General features: G+C 70.6%; 18 protein-coding genes. 6 read left to right on the plus strand and 12 right to left on the minus strand.

From position 1 onward, the window contains the following. Positions 1-48 precede the first annotated feature (48 nt). From OOK40_RS17405 to OOK40_RS17430, 6 genes are all read right to left on the minus strand, one after another. Positions 49-810: a TIGR04222 domain-containing membrane protein gene (locus OOK40_RS17405; protein ID WP_266482213.1), complete on the minus strand. Its 762-nt coding sequence runs from the start codon at positions 808-810 to the stop codon at positions 49-51. Positions 811-874: 64 nt separating this feature from the next. Beyond that, positions 875-1630 (minus strand): DUF4142 domain-containing protein, encoded by a 756-nt coding sequence (locus OOK40_RS17410; protein WP_266482215.1) that lies wholly within the window; start codon positions 1628-1630, stop codon positions 875-877. 93 nt (positions 1631-1723) lie between these two features. Beyond that, positions 1724-2707, minus strand: a complete 984-nt coding sequence (locus tag OOK40_RS17415; protein ID WP_266482217.1) for a TIGR04222 domain-containing membrane protein — start codon at positions 2705-2707, stop codon at positions 1724-1726. A 6-nt stretch (positions 2708-2713) separates the two neighbouring features. After that, positions 2714-4018, minus strand: a complete 1305-nt coding sequence (locus OOK40_RS17420) for a DUF692 domain-containing protein (protein ID WP_266482220.1) — start codon at positions 4016-4018, stop codon at positions 2714-2716. Between the two features lie 156 nt (positions 4019-4174). Beyond that, entirely contained in the window at positions 4175-4936 is a 762-nt protein-coding gene (locus tag OOK40_RS17425; protein WP_266482223.1) for a DUF4142 domain-containing protein, read from the minus strand. 107 nt (positions 4937-5043) lie between these two features. Further along, the gene (locus tag OOK40_RS17430; RefSeq protein WP_266482226.1) at positions 5044-5793 is read right to left on the minus strand and encodes a peptidyl-tRNA hydrolase; all 750 of its coding nucleotides are present in this window, start codon (positions 5791-5793) and stop codon (positions 5044-5046) included. 51 nt (positions 5794-5844) lie between these two features. Here OOK40_RS17430 and OOK40_RS17435 point away from each other — a divergent pair, with 51 nt between their 5' ends. Continuing rightward, a complete protein-coding gene (locus OOK40_RS17435) occupies positions 5845-6519 on the plus strand; it encodes an AIM24 family protein (RefSeq protein ID WP_266482229.1) in 675 nt (224 codons plus the stop codon). 362 nt (positions 6520-6881) lie between these two features. On the opposite strand, the gene OOK40_RS17440 is transcribed toward OOK40_RS17435, so the two are convergent. Both OOK40_RS17440 and OOK40_RS17445 read right to left on the minus strand, forming a co-directional pair. Beyond that, entirely contained in the window at positions 6882-7712 is an 831-nt protein-coding gene (locus OOK40_RS17440) for a polysaccharide deacetylase family protein (protein WP_266482232.1), read from the minus strand. A gap of 125 nt (positions 7713-7837) precedes the next feature. Continuing rightward, the gene (locus OOK40_RS17445; RefSeq protein WP_266482234.1) at positions 7838-8350 is read right to left on the minus strand and encodes a MarR family winged helix-turn-helix transcriptional regulator; all 513 of its coding nucleotides are present in this window, start codon (positions 8348-8350) and stop codon (positions 7838-7840) included. Positions 8351-8464: 114 nt separating this feature from the next. Here OOK40_RS17445 and OOK40_RS17450 point away from each other — a divergent pair, with 114 nt between their 5' ends. Beyond that, positions 8465-8950: a hypothetical protein gene (locus OOK40_RS17450; RefSeq protein ID WP_266482237.1), complete on the plus strand. Its 486-nt coding sequence runs from the start codon at positions 8465-8467 to the stop codon at positions 8948-8950. Between the two features lie 141 nt (positions 8951-9091). Then, positions 9092-10306, plus strand: a complete 1215-nt coding sequence (locus OOK40_RS17455; RefSeq protein ID WP_266482240.1) for a S1 family peptidase — start codon at positions 9092-9094, stop codon at positions 10304-10306. A 66-nt stretch (positions 10307-10372) separates the two neighbouring features. Here the strand turns inward: OOK40_RS17455 and OOK40_RS17460 are convergent, their stop codons facing one another. Then, positions 10373-10870 carry a MarR family winged helix-turn-helix transcriptional regulator gene (locus OOK40_RS17460; RefSeq protein WP_266482243.1) on the minus strand — a complete coding sequence of 166 codons (498 nt, stop codon included), beginning with the start codon at positions 10868-10870 and terminating at the stop codon, positions 10373-10375. A 97-nt stretch (positions 10871-10967) separates the two neighbouring features. Here OOK40_RS17460 and OOK40_RS17465 point away from each other — a divergent pair, with 97 nt between their 5' ends. Then, positions 10968-11381, plus strand: a complete 414-nt coding sequence (locus tag OOK40_RS17465; RefSeq protein ID WP_266482246.1) for an organic hydroperoxide resistance protein — start codon at positions 10968-10970, stop codon at positions 11379-11381. Positions 11382-11453: 72 nt separating this feature from the next. On the opposite strand, the gene OOK40_RS17470 is transcribed toward OOK40_RS17465, so the two are convergent. The 3 genes from OOK40_RS17470 to zapE form a co-directional block, all read right to left on the minus strand. Beyond that, positions 11454-12347, minus strand: coding sequence for a PPK2 family polyphosphate kinase (locus OOK40_RS17470; protein WP_266484385.1), 894 nt, complete (start codon positions 12345-12347; stop codon positions 11454-11456). Positions 12348-12657: 310 nt separating this feature from the next. Then, complete coding sequence (locus OOK40_RS17475) at positions 12658-13083, minus strand: OsmC family protein (RefSeq protein WP_266482248.1); 426 nt, start codon at positions 13081-13083, stop codon at positions 12658-12660. Between the two features lie 35 nt (positions 13084-13118). Further along, the gene (zapE, locus tag OOK40_RS17480) at positions 13119-14189 is read right to left on the minus strand and encodes a cell division protein ZapE (protein ID WP_266482250.1); all 1071 of its coding nucleotides are present in this window, start codon (positions 14187-14189) and stop codon (positions 13119-13121) included. A 37-nt stretch (positions 14190-14226) separates the two neighbouring features. Here zapE and OOK40_RS17485 point away from each other — a divergent pair, with 37 nt between their 5' ends. Both OOK40_RS17485 and OOK40_RS17490 read left to right on the plus strand, forming a co-directional pair. Beyond that, positions 14227-14991 (plus strand): pyrimidine reductase family protein, encoded by a 765-nt coding sequence (locus OOK40_RS17485; protein WP_266482254.1) that lies wholly within the window; start codon positions 14227-14229, stop codon positions 14989-14991. Between the two features lie 106 nt (positions 14992-15097). Further along, a complete protein-coding gene (locus tag OOK40_RS17490) occupies positions 15098-15568 on the plus strand; it encodes an indole-3-glycerol phosphate synthase (protein WP_266482257.1) in 471 nt (156 codons plus the stop codon). The last annotated feature ends 3 nt before the right edge of the window (positions 15569-15571 follow it).

A 15571-nucleotide genomic window follows, 5' to 3' on the forward strand; every position in this document is an offset into this window, starting at 1 on the left:
AACGTCAGAGCATTTGTCGTTGTAAAGGACCGATGTCCGGTGTCGGGTTCAATGACTCCGATGCGCCGTACGGCCACTCGTGAGCGCCGCCCGCAGCTTCGGATCGTCGAGCGCGCGGACGCCGCCCACCGCGAGAGCCGTGAGCGAGTCCTCGGTGGACAGCGCGCGGAGCAGGCGCTGACCGTCGGGCGAGGCCCAGCGGGTGTACGGATGCGCCTCGATGCGCGCGATGGCCAGACAGCCGAGGGTGAGCAGCAGCGGCAGCGCGAACCAGCCGAGCACCGGTGCCGTCGTGCCCTGTCCCTGAGGGAGGAGCAGCGCGGCGGCCGCCGCCAGCGCGACCGTGAGCACGCTCGCGCCCTGCACCGCGCGCACGGCCGCCGCGACACCCGACCTGGCGCCGTCCGGGACGGCGAGCCCGGCGCTGACGAGCCGGTCGGCGACGGCCCGTACAGCATCGGCTGCGGAGGCGGCCGCCCGTACCGCCGCTATCCGCGCCTGGCCCGCGGGCCCTATAACGCCGATGACCGAACGCTCCAGGTCGTCCTCGCCCTCAGGGTCGACGACCGTGGCCCAACCGGTGTGTGCGAGCAGCAGCATGCGGCGGCGGTGCATCGAGACCAGGGTGAGCTCGGCGACCCGGTGCGGACCGCCGGACAGGAACGCCGCCTCGTACAGGCTCAACTCCCGCTTGCCCGCCCCTTCTTCGGGGGACGGCGGGCGGGCGGCCTCGACCGTGGCGATGCAGAGCCGGGCGCAGCTGATGCCTGCCGCGGCCCAGGCCACCAGCACGAACAGGACCCAGAGCATGGCTGGTTTCTACGCGAGGTGTCCGTGGGAGCGCCATGGGTTGTTCACCATGCGGACCGTGGCGTTATCCGTTCGTGATGTCAGAGCGCGGCCGGGAGGCCGCGGGCGGCAGCGAGAAGGAGGGGGTCGGCGTGGGTGTGACGGCCTGGGCCGGTGGCGGTGTCGCCCCCGGTCCGGGCGGCGGCGGTCCGGTCGGGCGCGCGGTCCCGCTGCCTGCCGCCTCTGACGCGATGGCGTCGAAGTCGACGAGACCGGTCGCTTCAAGGATCTTGATGTGGTCGAGGACGGTGGTGTTGGCGTCGTCGGCGAGTGCGCGCACCAGGGTGTTGCGCGTGCTGTTGCGTATGTCGGCGACGAGCGAGAAGACCTTGCCATGCGCCCGGCGCAGGATATTGGCGAACTTCGTCTCGTACTCCTGGCCGCGCGCCTTGGTGAACTCCTTCAGCCAGCCCTGCTGCTGGGCGGTCGGCTGGTTCGGCAGCTCCAGGTTGAGCCGGGACGCGACCTCGCGGACGCGGGCGTCGAGATACGTGTGGCCCTGCACGAGATGCTCGCCCGCCGTCCTGACCGCGACGCTGGGGGCGCGGCCCACGGCCTGCTGGCCTGCGGGCAGCTCCCACAGGCCGGCGAGTCGGACCCGGACGACGAAGTCACGGTCGGCGGCGGACAGCGGGCCCCAGGGGGTGGGGACGGAACCGGCCCGGAGGTTGGCCTCGGCGGTTCCTGAGCGGTCGTCGTACGACCAGACGGGGAAGAGGATCGCGGCGACGGTCGCCGTCAGGGCGACGACGATCAGGCCGGTGCCGGTGAGGAAACGCATAGTGCCTCCTGCGTGCGGTCCGCACGCTAGTCGGCTGCGTGATGATCCTGAGGGCGGTTGGCACAAGTGCGAGGTGGGCGCGTGGAGGCGGAGTCAGGAGCTGCTTCCGCAGCTGGAGCCGGAGGATGATCCGCAACTGGACCCGGACGAACTGCCGCAGCTGGAGCCACCGGACGATCCGCCGCAGCTCGACCCGCTGCTGCAGGCCGAGCCGGAGCCGCCCGATGACCCGCTGCCTGCGCCGCAGCTGCCGCAGCCCGATCCCGGGCTCGACCCGGCACACCACACGGCCACATAGTCCGTGGACGACGGCGAGTAGCTGCCGGTCCGGGCCGCCGGGTTACGGGCCGCGGCGATCAGCTGCGCCTGGAGCGCGGGGTCCGGCACCGCGCGCAGACCGTGCAGCGCGACGAGATGGGCCGCCGAGAACCCCTGTGCGTGCTGGGTCGCGTACGAGCGCAGGGCATGCTGCCCGGCCGTGGTGATCCGGCGCCGCGCGCGGCCCGCCACGACGAACCCGATCACGCCGCCGGCGATCAGGGCCGGGAGGACCATGACGATGAACGGCACACCGGGGTCGTCGTCCCTGACGAAGCTGATGATGGTGAGAACGAAGGCGACCGGCAGGGCGAGCAGGCTCAGAACGCCCTGCGTGACACCCCATACCGTCAGTCCGCGGTTCTGCCCCGGCGGCGCCATCAGACCACCGGCGGCGAGGCCGTCACCGATCTCCTGCACGGCGGGGTGCCGCATCACCGCGATGCGCAGCGTGTGCAGCGCCCCGGTCGGGGCGGCGGCCAGCTGCTCGAACACCGCGCGCTCGACCGGGTCGTGGGCGAGCGGGTGGCGTACGGAGACGATGCCCGGCCCGCCGATCGCCAGCCGGCCGTCCGCATGCAGCGCGGCGATCGCCGAGTCGACGACCCTGGCCGGGCCGCCGCTGAGGAAGGCGGCCTCGTAGACATGCGGGACGGGTCCGGGGGCGGGGTGGCTCCGCCGGGCGGAGGACGAACGGACGATCAGCGCGGCGGAGGACGCGCCGACGACGAGCCAGACGAGAACGGCGAGCAGGACCATCGGGGTTCACCTCCGGGTGAGGGCCGCACGGGCGGCGCGTACGAGCCGGGTGGCACGCCGCGGCGGATGCGGGGCGGCGCGCTCCTCCCACCAGCGGGTCAGCAGACCGCGGGCGGTCTCGTCCTCGGGGCGCCCCGCGATGAGCAGCTGCTCGGCGAAGTCGAGGGCGTCACGGCGGTAACCGGCCCGCATGGGACGGGACTTGGCATACGCGAGGAACGCATCGCGGTACCCGCTGCCGAGGATCTCGGGCAGCTCGGGAGCGACCTTGGCGACGACATCGGCACGTTTGGCGGCGAGAGCACGGCTCTGGACGCGCAGGCGCCGGGAGTCGAAGCCTTCGGGGGTGGGGGTGCCTGCGACGAGGGCGGACAGGAGGGCGGCCTGACCGAGTGCGAGCCGCTCGCGCGCACCGGGGTCCGCGCCTCCCCGCTCCTGGGGGCGTGCCCCGCCGGGCCCGTTCGAGCCCGCACCTCGGTGTACCGGCGCCGTCCCCACACCCACGGTCGTGCGGATCGCTGTCAGTTCCGCCGCCAGCTCCTCGGCGGGGGGAAAGTCGTCGTCCCGTTCCAGCAGCACTCCCGGCGGCGTCACCCGGTCCCGCAGCGCCGACAGGATGTCCAGGACCGGTTGGGTGACCGGGTGGGCGTGGGTGTCGTGCCAGATGCCGTCGCGTTCGATGCCGCCCGCCACGTGGACGTACGCGATCGCCTCCACCGGGAGCTCGTCCAGTGCCTTCACCGGGTGCTCGCCACGGTTGACGTGGTTCGTGTGGAGGTTGGCCACGTCTATCAGCAGGCCCACGCCTGTCCGGTCCACCAGTTCCGCCAGGAACTGGCCCTCCGTGAGTTCCTCGTCCGGCCAGGAGATCAGGGCCGCGATGTTCTCCAGTGCCAGCGGCACCGGGAGCGAGTCCTGCGCGATGCGGACGTTCTCGCAGAGCACCTTCAGCGCGTCCCAGGTGCGCGGCACCGGCAGCAGGTGGCCCGCCTCCAGCTGCGGGGACGCGGTGAGCACGCCTCCGGCCCGTACGAACGCGATGTGTTCGGTGACCAGCGGCGCCCCCAGCGCCGTCGCGCGCTCCGCCAGGTCCGCGAGCCGCTGCTCCGACGGACGGTCCGCGCCGCCCAGGCCGAGGGAGACGCCGTGCGGGATGATCCGGGTGCCGCGCGAGCGCAGCCGGGTCAGGGCGGCGGGCAGATGGCCCGGGCAGATGTTCTCGGCGACGACCTCGACCCAGTCGACGCCTGGCAGTTCCTCCACCGCGTCCGCGATCTCCGGGCGCCAGCCGATACCGATACCGAGTTCCATGGGTCCCCTCCCCTGCGCCGTGTGACGGTGCGTGCAGGGCCTATGGCCCCGCCGGACGGCGGTGAATCCAGAGGAGGGGACGTTCAGAGGTTGATTTGAGGTTCCGCCTGTGGCCGCCCGAGGTCGCCCTTGGTCGCCCGGCGGCAAAACCCCGCGCTACGGACGGTTCGTGTTGATCGCCGTCGGCGCCCCCGGCCCTGTCGACGGCCGCGACGTGAACGACTGGTCCCCGGACGGCGACGCAGGCGCCGGCTGCGGCGGCAGGTTGCCGTTCGGCGGCGGCGGACCGGACGGGCTGGCCGTCGCCCCGCCTGCCGCTTCGTTCGCCAGGGCGTCGAAGTCGACGAAACCGGTCGCCTCCAGCATGGTGATGTGGTCGAGCACCGTCTGGTTCGTGTCAGTCGCCAGCTGGCGTACCAGCGTGTTCCGGGTCGTGTGCCGGACCTGGGCGACCAGCGAGAAGACCTTGCCGTGCGCATTGCGCAGCAGATTCGCGAACTTGCGCTCGTATTCCTGGCCGCTGGCCGCGGACAGCTCGCGCAGCCACCCCTGCTGCTGATCGTTCGGCTGGTTCGGCAGCTCGACACCGAGCTTCGCCGACACATCGCGTACCCGCTTGTCGAGGTCGGTGTGGCCGACGACGAGATGGTCACCCGCGTCCTTGATCGCCTTGGACGGCGCGCGTTCGATCGCCTGCTGCCCCGCGGGCAGCTCCCACAGCCCGGCCAGTCGGACCCTCACCAGGAAATCGCGGTCCGTGGCCGACAGCGGCCCCCACTGGGTCCCCACACTCGCGGCGTTGAGGTTGTCCTGACCGGTGCCGGAACGGTCCGCGTATGACCACACGGGGAACGCGAGAGCCCCTACCGTGGCGACCAGAGCCGCGATGATGAGTGCTGTCCCGTTGATGCGCCGCAACAATGTGCCTCCAGAGCCGATGCGTTACACGGCAACCAACCGCCCGTTGAACCGCGGTTCAAAATAAAGGGCGGTACTGAGAGGTACGTAAGGGGGGTCCCCGGTGTTCAGCCGCGCAGCGACGGATGATCGGCGACCACCGTGCAGGACCCCGGAACGATCTCCGTGAAGCCGGCGTCGCGGACCACCGGCAGGCCGCTGACCGTGAGGTCTTGCCAGTGCGCCGGCTCGGCGGTGCGCACCGCCAGCGGGAAACCGGCCTCCCTCCACGCCTTGCGGTCCGCCTCCGACAGCTCCCACCAGGCGAGTTGGGCGCCGTGCCCGGCCTGTGCCATCGCCTTGCCAGCCGACATGTCCAGCTCGGGGCTGAGCCACAGCACCGGGCCCGCGAGGTCGGGTGCGGCGGGCGGTTCGGGATCGTCCAGGTCGGTGCCCGAGACCTGGAGCTTGGCCAGCTCCTTGGGCCAGCCGTCCAATGGGACGGGCGGGAAGACCCGAACCTCGGCCCTTCCCTGCGTGACCGTGATGCCCGGCAGCGCCGCCGCCTTGCGCCACTCCGCGCCCCGCGCCCTGCGCACCACCTTGCGGATACGGGCGTCCTGCCAGTCCCGCATCGCCTGCGCCCACTCTCCGTCGCCCAGCGAACGCTCGTCGGCGAGGATGTCGAGCACGGCGCGGGCAGCGGCCTCCAGCGCGTCGGTACGGGCCGGGGGTTCGGCCTTCTCGATCCGCACGACGAGCGGCAGCACGAACTGAGGGGCCGCGTCACGGGCGGTGCTCTCGTGCCGGAAGGGACTGTCGGCTGTTGCGGGTTCTTCGCTGCTCACACCGGCCAGTCTGCCAGCCGCCCGCGCCATGCCTTGAAGGACTGTTGGCGGAACGGAGTCGTCCGGGCGACGATGCTCCCCATGAAAAGTGATCTCTTCGCTTCCGAGAACATGGCACAGCAGGCCACCGTGCCCGGTATGAGCCTGCAGAACGCCAAGTTGATCAAGTACGCCGTCAACGGCGAGATGCACGCGCGGCAAGGATCGATGATCGCCTTCCGCGGCAACCTCCAGTTCGAGCGCAAGGGCCAGGGCATAGGCGGCATGCTCAAGCGCGCCGTCACGGGCGAGGGCCTGGCCCTGATGGCGGTCCGCGGCCAGGGCGAGGCATGGTTCGCGCACGAGGCGCAGAACTGTTTCATCGTCGACATCGACCAGGGCGACGCGCTCACCATCAACGGCCGCAACGTCCTGTGTTTCGACGCCACACTCTCGTACGAGATCAAGACCGTGAAGGGCGCCGGCATGTCCGGCGGCGGCCTGTTCAACAGTGTCTTCACCGGCTACGGGAAGCTCGCCGTCATCTGCGACGGCAACCCCATCGTGATCCCGGTGACCGGCCAGCAGCCCGTGTACGTCGACACCGACGCCGTGGTCGGCTGGAGCGCTCAGCTCAACACGTCGCTGCACCGCTCGCAGTCGGTCGGCTCGATGATCCGCGGCGGCTCGGGCGAGGCCGTCCAGCTGATGCTCCAGGGCGAGGGTTTCGTGATCGTCCGTCCCAGCGAGCTCACCCCGCAGGCGTCGGCAAGCTGAGCTAGGGCGTGTTCTAGAAGTCCCTCCCCCAGAGCTTCGCCTGGGAGGTACCCCCACCCCGCGACGCCTGGCACGTGCACTCGCGGTGTTGTCGGAGTCGCCCAAGTACGTCCAGTACGAGGGCGATCTCCCCCAGACTTCGTCCGGGGGTGCCCCCACCGCCTTGCGATTGCACGCACCAGACGCCGCGGGGCCCGCCCTTCGGGCGGACGGCGCTACTTCTCAAACACGCCCTAGGCGTGGCGGCCGAGGCGCCCGGCCGCCGCGACCCGGAGTCGGTCAAGGGCGTGACGCTGTGCCCGGTCTGCGAGTGGCACGAAGCCCAGCGGACGGCATGCTCGGGCTGACCTGACCACGGGCGATCACCGCATCAGATCCGAGACCTTCACCAGGCGGTAGCCCCGCCTGCGCAGTTCGGGCACGATCCTCCTGAGCGCCTGCTCCGTGACCGGCGCCGCGCTGCGCGTGCAGTGCATGACCACCAGGGACCCCGGCCGGACCCCCGCCAGCACCTGCTCGGCGACCGCGTCGGCATCCGTCGCGAAGGCGTCGCCGCTGACGACGTCCCACTGGACCGCGGTCACTTTCGTGGGGGCGATGGCGCGCAGGGCCTCGTCGTTGTAGCAGCCGCCGGGGAAGCGGAAGTACGGCACCACATTGCGCACCCCGGCCTTCCGGAACGCGGCGAAGGCCCGGTCCACATCGGCCTGCATGGCGTTCTTCGCCACCACCGGCAGGCCGTAGCAGGGGGATGCGAAGGCGTAGTGGCTGTAGGAGTGGTTGGCGATCTCGAAGAGCGGATCGTTGCCGATCGCCTTCGCCTGGTCCGGGTACTGATCGGCCCAGCGGCCCGTCATGAAGATGGTCGAGGGGACGTTCAGCTTCCGCAGCGAGGCGATGAGGGCGGGGTTGTCGAAGTGTTCGCCACGCGCGGCCCGGGGCCCCTGGCCGGCGGTCATGTCGGCGTCGAAGGTCAGCGCGACCGTCTTCTCGACCCTGGTGGCCGGCTCGGCCGCGCGCTCGAAGACGGGGGTCAGTCCACCGGGCCCGGGTGCCACGGTCGGCGCCGTCCGTGCCGTGTCCGTCAGCGGCTTACCGTGCTTGGGTGCGGCGGGGGCGGGCTTCGCGGGACCGCCGCCGTTGCCGCCGGAGCAGCCGACGAGCACGGTGCCCATGACGACAGCTGTCGCCATTCTTCGTACAAAAGTGATCACTGACGGAAAATATCCGAACAGTATGACTATCGGAGTGCGTGGCGTACGTGCGTCAGGGTTAGGTTCCGTCAGGGCGCGGGCCCAGGCCCCGACTCAGGCCCGACTCAGGCTCCCGTCCAGCCCAGCGGGTGCAGTCCGCCGGGGCGCTCCGGGAGCTCCGTCTCCCCGCCCGCCTCGGTGAACGCGGTCAGGGCGGCGATCAGCGCGGCGCGCTGCCCGGGTGCCAGCCGCTCCACGATCGATGCGATCTCCTTGTGGCGCCTGGCCATGACGTCCTCGACGATCCGTACGCCCTCCGGCGTCAGCCGCAGTACGGTCTCGCGCCGGTCGTCCTGATTGGTCCGCCGGTCCACCAGGCCGACGGCGATCAGCCGGTCCACCATGCGCATCGCCGTCGAGGGGCTGACCGCGAGCCGCTCCGCGAGCACGACGAGCTTGGCGGCACCGTGCGTGGACAGCACGACCAGCAGCCGGAACTGGGGGAGCGTCACCCGGTCCTCGACGGAGGTCAGGGAGCGCGCGGACACCGCGACCAGCAACCGGGACGCGGTCAGTACGGCGCGGGTCACCGCCTCCACGTCGTCCATGGCGCCGACGGCGCGCCTCTGCTCTGCCATGCCCCTTTCTATCCTGCGCGGATGCCGGCCCCCGCATCCCGTTCAGCCGCCCGAGTCCTTTGCACTGTGCAAGAATGCCGGACCCGGAGGGACGCCGTGCTCAGGAGGAATGACATGTCTATGGCCCCTGCGGTGGGCGTGCTCGCCCGGATAGCCGAGCTGCTGCACGAGGAACCCGCCGACCGCGGCGGTGCCTTGTGGCGGCTCTCCGCCGAAGGGCGGCAGCTGGACGCGAATGTCATCCGCATGCTGCCCGGTACCCGGGTCACCGGCCATGTCGACCCGGATCTCGACGTGTTGCTCTGCGTGCTGGGCGGCAGCGGCCGGCTGGAGGCCGACGGCAGCCGTCAGTCGCTGGAGACCGGGTGCGTGGCGTGGCTTCCGCGCGGCACCCGCCGCGCGCTCTTCGCCGACGAGGACGGCCTGGTCTACGTCACGGCGCACCGCCGTCGTCCGGGCCTCGCCATCCGCAGCGCCGCGCAGGCGGAAGGGGGCGAGGCGGCGTGTCTGCTCGACCGGGTCTGCCCCGGCTGCGACCGCCCTGCCGCGGAGATCGGTGCACGCTACTGCAGCCGTTGCGGCAGCCAACTGCCCTCGTAGAGCTTTGCCTTACGGTCCGTCAGAAGACCTTTTCGCGCTGTGGGTGAGTACAACTCCCGCCCCGTCCGTATCTAGGGGCGGACGCGTCCCCCCGGTTTCCGTCGGCAACCGGACTCCGTACCCCCATCAGGAGGCGACGAGTTGAGTCACAGGCGAATACCCAAACGGAAGGCCGTTCTCGCGGGAGCCGGGGCGGTGGGCATCGCCGCAGCGGCCATCCTGCTGCCCCAAGCGAACGCTTCCCAGTCCGGATCCGACACACAGTCGCAGGCGGGTTCGGCCCCCAGGACGATGAGCGCCGCATCGGCGGCCGAACTCGTCTCGCAGCTGGGCAAGAAGCTCGGTGAGGCCTACGGCGGGGCCTACTACGACGCCGAGAAGCAGCAGCTGGTCGTCAATGTCGTGGGCGACAACGACAACGTCGCCCACGAGGTCAACAAGGCCGGCGCCGTGGCGCGGAGTGTCGAGAACAGCACGGGCGAACTGAAGTCAGCCGCGAGCACGCTGGCCGCGAAGGCCACCATCCCGGGAACCGCGTGGGCCGTCGACCCGAAGACCAACCAGATCCTCGTCACGGCGGACCGTACGGTCTCCGGCGAGCGCTGGGACAGACTCGAGACGGCAGTGAAGTCCCTCGGTGACGGTGTGGCCCGGATCCAGAAGTCCACGGGTGAGTTCAAACCGTTCCTGGAGGGCGGCGACGCCATCTTCGGTGGCGGCTCCCGCTGTTCGCTCGGCTTCAATGTGACCACCCAGGACGGCAGCCCGGGCTTCCTGACCGCGGGCCACTGCGGTGTCGCGGCAGAGCAGTGGTCGGAGGCCGCGAACGGTCAGCCCATCGGCACGGTCCAGGAGGCGACGTTCCCGGGTGACGGCGACTTCGCGCTGGTGAAGTACGACGACCCGGCGACCCAGGCCGCGAGCGCGGTCGACCTGGGCAATGGGCAGACCGTGGCAATCACGCAGGCGGCCGAGGCAGCCGTCGGCCAGCAGGTGTTCCGTATGGGCAGCACCACCGGCCTCAAGGACGGCGCGGTCACCGGGCTCAACGCCACGGTCAACTACCCGGAGGGCACCGTCAGCGGGCTCATCCAGACCGATGTGTGTGCGGAGCCGGGTGACAGCGGCGGTGCGCTGTTCACCAGGGAGGGAAGCGCGATCGGCCTCACCTCGGGCGGCAGCGGAGACTGCACCCAGGGCGGCGAGACCTTCTTCCAGCCGGTGACGACGGCGCTGGCCGCGGTGGGCGCGCAGATCGGCGACGGCGGCGGTGGCGGTCAGGACGACGGCCAGGGTGGCGGCGCCGAGGAGAACGGCGGCGGCGCGGCCGACGACGGCGCGGGCCAGAACGGCTGATCCTCTACGGACGGACACAAGAGCCCTGGGCGTCCACGGATGCCCAGGGCCCTTGTGCCTGCAGCCTCAGTCGTCGGCGCTCGCGCAGGCGGAAGGGTCCGGGCCGCTGCCGTCCAGACTCGCGGTCAGGGCTTCGAGATCGGTGCGCAGCTGCCGGATCCGCTCCAGGGACAGGCCCGTGGCCGCGGCGATCCTGCGCGGTACGCCGAGCGCCTGCTCGCGGAGCCCGGCGCCCGCGGCGGTGGGGCGTGCGGTGACGGAGCGCTCGTCCTCGGGGCTGCGCCGCCGCTCCACGTAACCCGCCGCCTCCAGTCGCTTGAGCAGGGGTGACAGGGTGCCCGAGTCGAGTCGCAGATACTCACCGATCCGCTTCACCGGCAGCTCGCCGTGCTCCCAGAGGACCAGCATCACCAGGTACTGCGGATAGGTGAGGTTCAGATCCTTGAGCGTATCCCGGTAGACACCGTTGAAGGCGCGGGACGCGGCGTGCAGCGAGAAGCAGATCTGGTGTTCCAGGCGCAGGAAGTCCTCGTCCGGCACGGTCGTCAGCGTCTTCTTCTCCATGGAGACAGCATACCTGCGCATCACTGAGTTGTGCACAACTGAATTGTGTGCTGTAGTTACGCCATCGGTTCCCCACGGACGAAGAGGGATGCAACTCATGGACGCGCTCTACACCGCTGTCGCCACCGCCAATGGCCGTGATGGCCGCGCTGTCAGCTCCGACGGCCACATCGACCTGCCGCTAGCCTTCCCCCAGGCCCTGGGCGGCAACGGACAGGGCACCAACCCCGAGCAGCTCTTCGCCGCCGGGTACGCCGCCTGCTTCGCCAGCGCCATGGGGGCCATAGGCCGCCAGGAGAAGATCGACGTCAAGGACGCCTCGGTGACCGCCGAGGTCAGCATCGGCAAGGACACCGACGGCGGCTTCGGCCTCTCCGTGATCATGCGCGTCGAGCTGCCCGACCACCTCCAGGGCGAGGCGGGCCGTGACCTGCTGGAGAAGACCCACGCCTACTGCCCGTACTCCAAGGCGACCCGCGGCAACCTGCCGGTCGAGCTCGTCATCGAGTAGTCACCCGGACACCCCTGAGCCCCGTCGCCACGATTCGGCGACGGGGCTCAGGGGTGTCCCGGCGGACACCGCCTAAGGCATCTCCACCAGCCGTTTGCGGCACTCGTCGACATCGAAGTCGGCTGGGGGATACTGCGGATCCAGCGCCTCGAGATGTTCGAGGAGCAGCTTGCTGACCGCCCAGTTCCGGTACCACTTGCGGTCGGACGGTACGAGATACCAGGGCGCCGCCTCCGTCGAGCAACGCTCCAGAGCGATCGCGTACGCCTTCTGATATTCGGGCCACACGGCGCGCTCCTCGATGTCGCCCGGGTCGAACTTCCAGTGCTTGTCGGGGTTGTCGAGGCGCGCCAGCAGACGGCGGCGCTGCTGCTCGTAACTGATGTGCAAGAACACCTTCACCATCGTGACCCCCTCCTTGACCAGGCCCTCCTCGAAGCGGTTGATCTCGGCATAGCGGGGGCCGAGCTGCTTGCGCGGCACCAGTTCACGGACCCGGGCGATCAGTACGTCCTCGTAGTGCGAGCGGTCGAAGATCCCGATCTCGCCCGGCTGCGGCAGGGCGTTGATGATCCGCCAGAGGAACGGATGGTACTTGTCCTCAGGGGTCGGGGCCTTGAAGGCCTTGATCCGGCAGCCGGACGGGTTGAAGAGGCCGGCGACGTGCCTGACAGTGCCGCCCTTGCCGCTGGTGTCCATGCCCTGGAGCACGAGCAGGATGCGACGGCGGTCGCCCGCCGTGCTCGACGCGTGGAGCCGGTCCTGGAGATTGGCGAGACGTTCAGCCATCCGGGCGGTCGCGGCCAGGCCGGCGGCCTTGTCCTGGGGGCCGGCCGGGGTGGCGTCGGCCTCGTAGGCGGAGAGGTCGACGTGCTCGCCGCCGGGGACGCGCAGCAGCTCACGGAGCGGTGCCGGAGGCTCCTGCTGCTTCGTTCCGTCCTTCCCCGTGTGGTCCTGCGGCTCCATGGCCGGCTCCTGCTCGTCCTTCGTGGCCACAGTGCACCCCTTCCGGCTCCGGTCGTTCCCTCGATCCTCCGACGGAACACCGGTTGCCGCGAGCGTGGTGTGGTGGAAGAGCAGGTCCGGCGCGGAGGCGGTCGCCGCGGCGCCGGTGAACCCGCTGCCCGTGTGTGCCCGCCGGCGCGTCGATCGTGGTGGTGCAACTCCTTGCCGGACGACAGGAGATGTGACCCGCACGCGTGTATCACTCAGATTCGTGACACATCTGACCGTGCGGGCCACGGTGCCTCGTGGTGTGGCTGGGCCGAGCGGGGCGTCAGGCGAGTTCGGCGGTCAGGGTGATCGTCGTTCCGGCCAGCGCCTGGCTCACGGGGCAGTTCTTCTTGGCGTCCTCGGCCAGCTCGAGAAAGCGGTCCTTGTCCAGGCCCGGGACCTCACCGCGGACGGTGATGTGGCTGCCGGTAATGCCCTCGCCGGGCACGAAGGTGACGTCGGCCTTGGTCTCCAGGCGGGTCGGCGCGTGGCCGGCCTTGGCCAGGATGTTGGAGAACGCCATCGAGTAGCAGCTGGAGTGGGCGGCCGCGATCAGTTCCTCCGGGCTGGTCTTGCCGCCGGGCTGCTCGGTGCGGGCCGGCCACGAGACGGCGAAGGTGCCGTTGCCGGAGGAGTCGAGGGTGACCTCGCCCGAGCCCTTGAGGAGGTCGCCCTCCCAGATGGTGTGGGCGGTACGCGTAGCGGCCATGATGGTTCCCTTCGGTCGGGGTGACGGCCCCAAACCTACTGCGCCACAAGCCCCTTCGCGTCCCTAGCCAGGGCGGTCAGGCGGGAGATCGCCCGGAAGTACTTCTTGCGGTAGCCCCCGTTCAGCATTTCTTCGCTGAACAGCCGGTCGAAGGGCATCCCGGACGCGAGGACGGGTACCTCGCGGTCGTACAGCCGGTCGGCGAGTACCACCAGACGCAGCGCCGTCGACTGGTCGGCAATGGGCTGGACATCGGTGAGACAGACGGCGCGCAGACCGTCGGTGAGCGCCCCGTACCGGCTGGGGTGCACCTTCGCGAGATGTTCCAGCAGCTGCGGGAAGCCGTCGAGGGACGCGCCGTCGGTGGCGTACGCGGCCTTGTTGACCTGTTCCTCGGAGTACGGGGGAGGAGCCTCGGGCAGACCGCGGTGACGGTAGTCCTCGCCGTCGATCCGCAAGGGGCGGAAGTGCGCCGACAGACCCTGGATCTCCCGCAGGAAGTCGGCGGCGGCGAACCGGCCCTCGCCGAGCTTGCCGGGCAGGGTGTTGGAGGTGGCGGCCAGGGCAACGCCCGCGTCGACCAGCTTTCCGAGAAGGGTCGACACGAGGACGGTGTCGCCCGGGTCGTCGAGCTCGAACTCGTCGATGCAGAGGAGCCGGTGCCCGCTAAGGGTGCGCACGGTCTGCTGGAAGCCGAGGGCGCCGACCAGATTCGTCAGCTCCACGAAGGTGCCGAAGGCCTTGAGGGAGGCTTCCGCGGGGGTGGCGTGCCACAGGGACGCCAGCAGATGCGTCTTGCCGACGCCGTATCCGCCGTCGAGGTAGACACCGCGCGGGGCGGAGGGGGCCTCGGGCTTCCTGGAGAACCACCTGCGCCGGCCGGAGCCGCTCGCGTGCGCGCCGCCCAGGCCCGCGGCGAAGGAGCTGAGGACCGTGACGGCCTCGCGCTGGCTGGGCTGGTTGGGGTCCGGGACGTACGTGTCGAAGCGCACCGAGTCGAAGCGCGGCGGCGGCACCATCTCGGCGACCAGCCGGTCGGCGGGGACATGCGGCTCGCGGGCACAGAGGGACAGTGGGGCCGCTTCGGTTATGGCACTGGTCGACACAGTTCCTAACTGTAAGGGCCGTGGAAGACTGCACGGTATGCGACGCCTGCTCCCTGTGACCGACCCGACAGCCACCGAGGACCACGAGTGGTCCCTGGACGAGCTGGCCGACGCCTATGCGTATCCGGACGGCGCGGACGGCCCCTGGCTGCGGGCGAACATGGTCAGCTCGCTGGACGGGGCGGCCCAGCACGAAGGCCGCTCGCAGGCGATCTCCTCCGACACGGACATGCGGATCTTCGGCACGCTGCGGGGGCTCGCCGACGCGGTGGTGGTCGGCGCCGAAACGGTACGGCTCGAGGGCTACCGGCCGGCTCGCGCCCGGGAGGCTTTCGCGGCCCGGAGGGCGGCCGCCGGCCAGGGTCCCGCACCCGCGATCGCCGTGGTCAGCGCCTCGCTCGGCCTGGACTTCTCGCTCCCGCTGTTCGCCGAGCCGCTCGTGCCGACGTTGGTGCTGACGGGGTCCGCGGCGCCCCCGGACCGTATGCGTGAGGCGGAGAAGGCGGGCGCGGAGGTGGTGATCGCCGGGGACGGGTCCGGCGTGGAGCCGGCCAGGGCGGTACGGGCGCTGGCGGAGCGCGGCCTGACACGGCTGCTGACCGAGGGCGGCCCGCGGCTGCTCGGTCAGTTCGTGGCGGCCGGAGTACTGGACGAGCTGTGTCTGACCCTGTCGCCGACGCTGACGGCGGGGGACGCGCAGCGCATCGCGGGCGGACCGGCGCTGGCCGTTCCGGAGCGGTTCGACCTGGCGTCGGTGCTGGAGGAGGCGGGGTTCCTTTTCACCCGCTACCGTCGCATCTGACAAGGGGCGGAACTTGCCATTCCGGTCAGCTTCCGCCGGGCACAGTTACTCTCGCAGACCCCGTGCGGGCACGGGGAAGGATGGTTTCCGCAGAAGGGCTCCGGACGTGTTCACAAGCGTATTGATGATCGAGAAGCCCCTGACGTCGGAAGACGTGGAATTCGTCACGAGCCTGCACGGGGACGAGCGCGTGTCCTTCATCGTGCTGATGCAGCCCCGCGGTGATCAGGCCGATGTCCTGCTGCGGGCAATCGACGATGTCGCACTCGGCGAACTGAAGGAAGCCGTCCGCGAGGGCGACAAGCCCGAGGGCAAGGACGCCGAGGCACCCGCCCGGCTGGCCCTGGAGCACTCGCTGGCGGCCCTGCGGGCAGCGGGCAGCGAGGCCGTGGGCGAGGTCGTCGAGAAGCATCCGCTGGACAAGCTGACGTCCGTGGTGGACCAGTCCGGCGCGGACGAGGTGATCGTGCTGACCGAACCGCACTACGTGGAGGAGTTCTTCCACCGCGACTGGGCCTCCAGGGCCCGCCACAAGGTCGGAGTACCGGTGCTCAAGCTCTTCGCGCACAGCGAATAGGCT

The organism is Streptomyces sp. NBC_01481 (genome assembly GCF_026339995.1).
GTDB lineage: Bacteria > Actinomycetota > Actinomycetes > Streptomycetales > Streptomycetaceae > Streptomyces.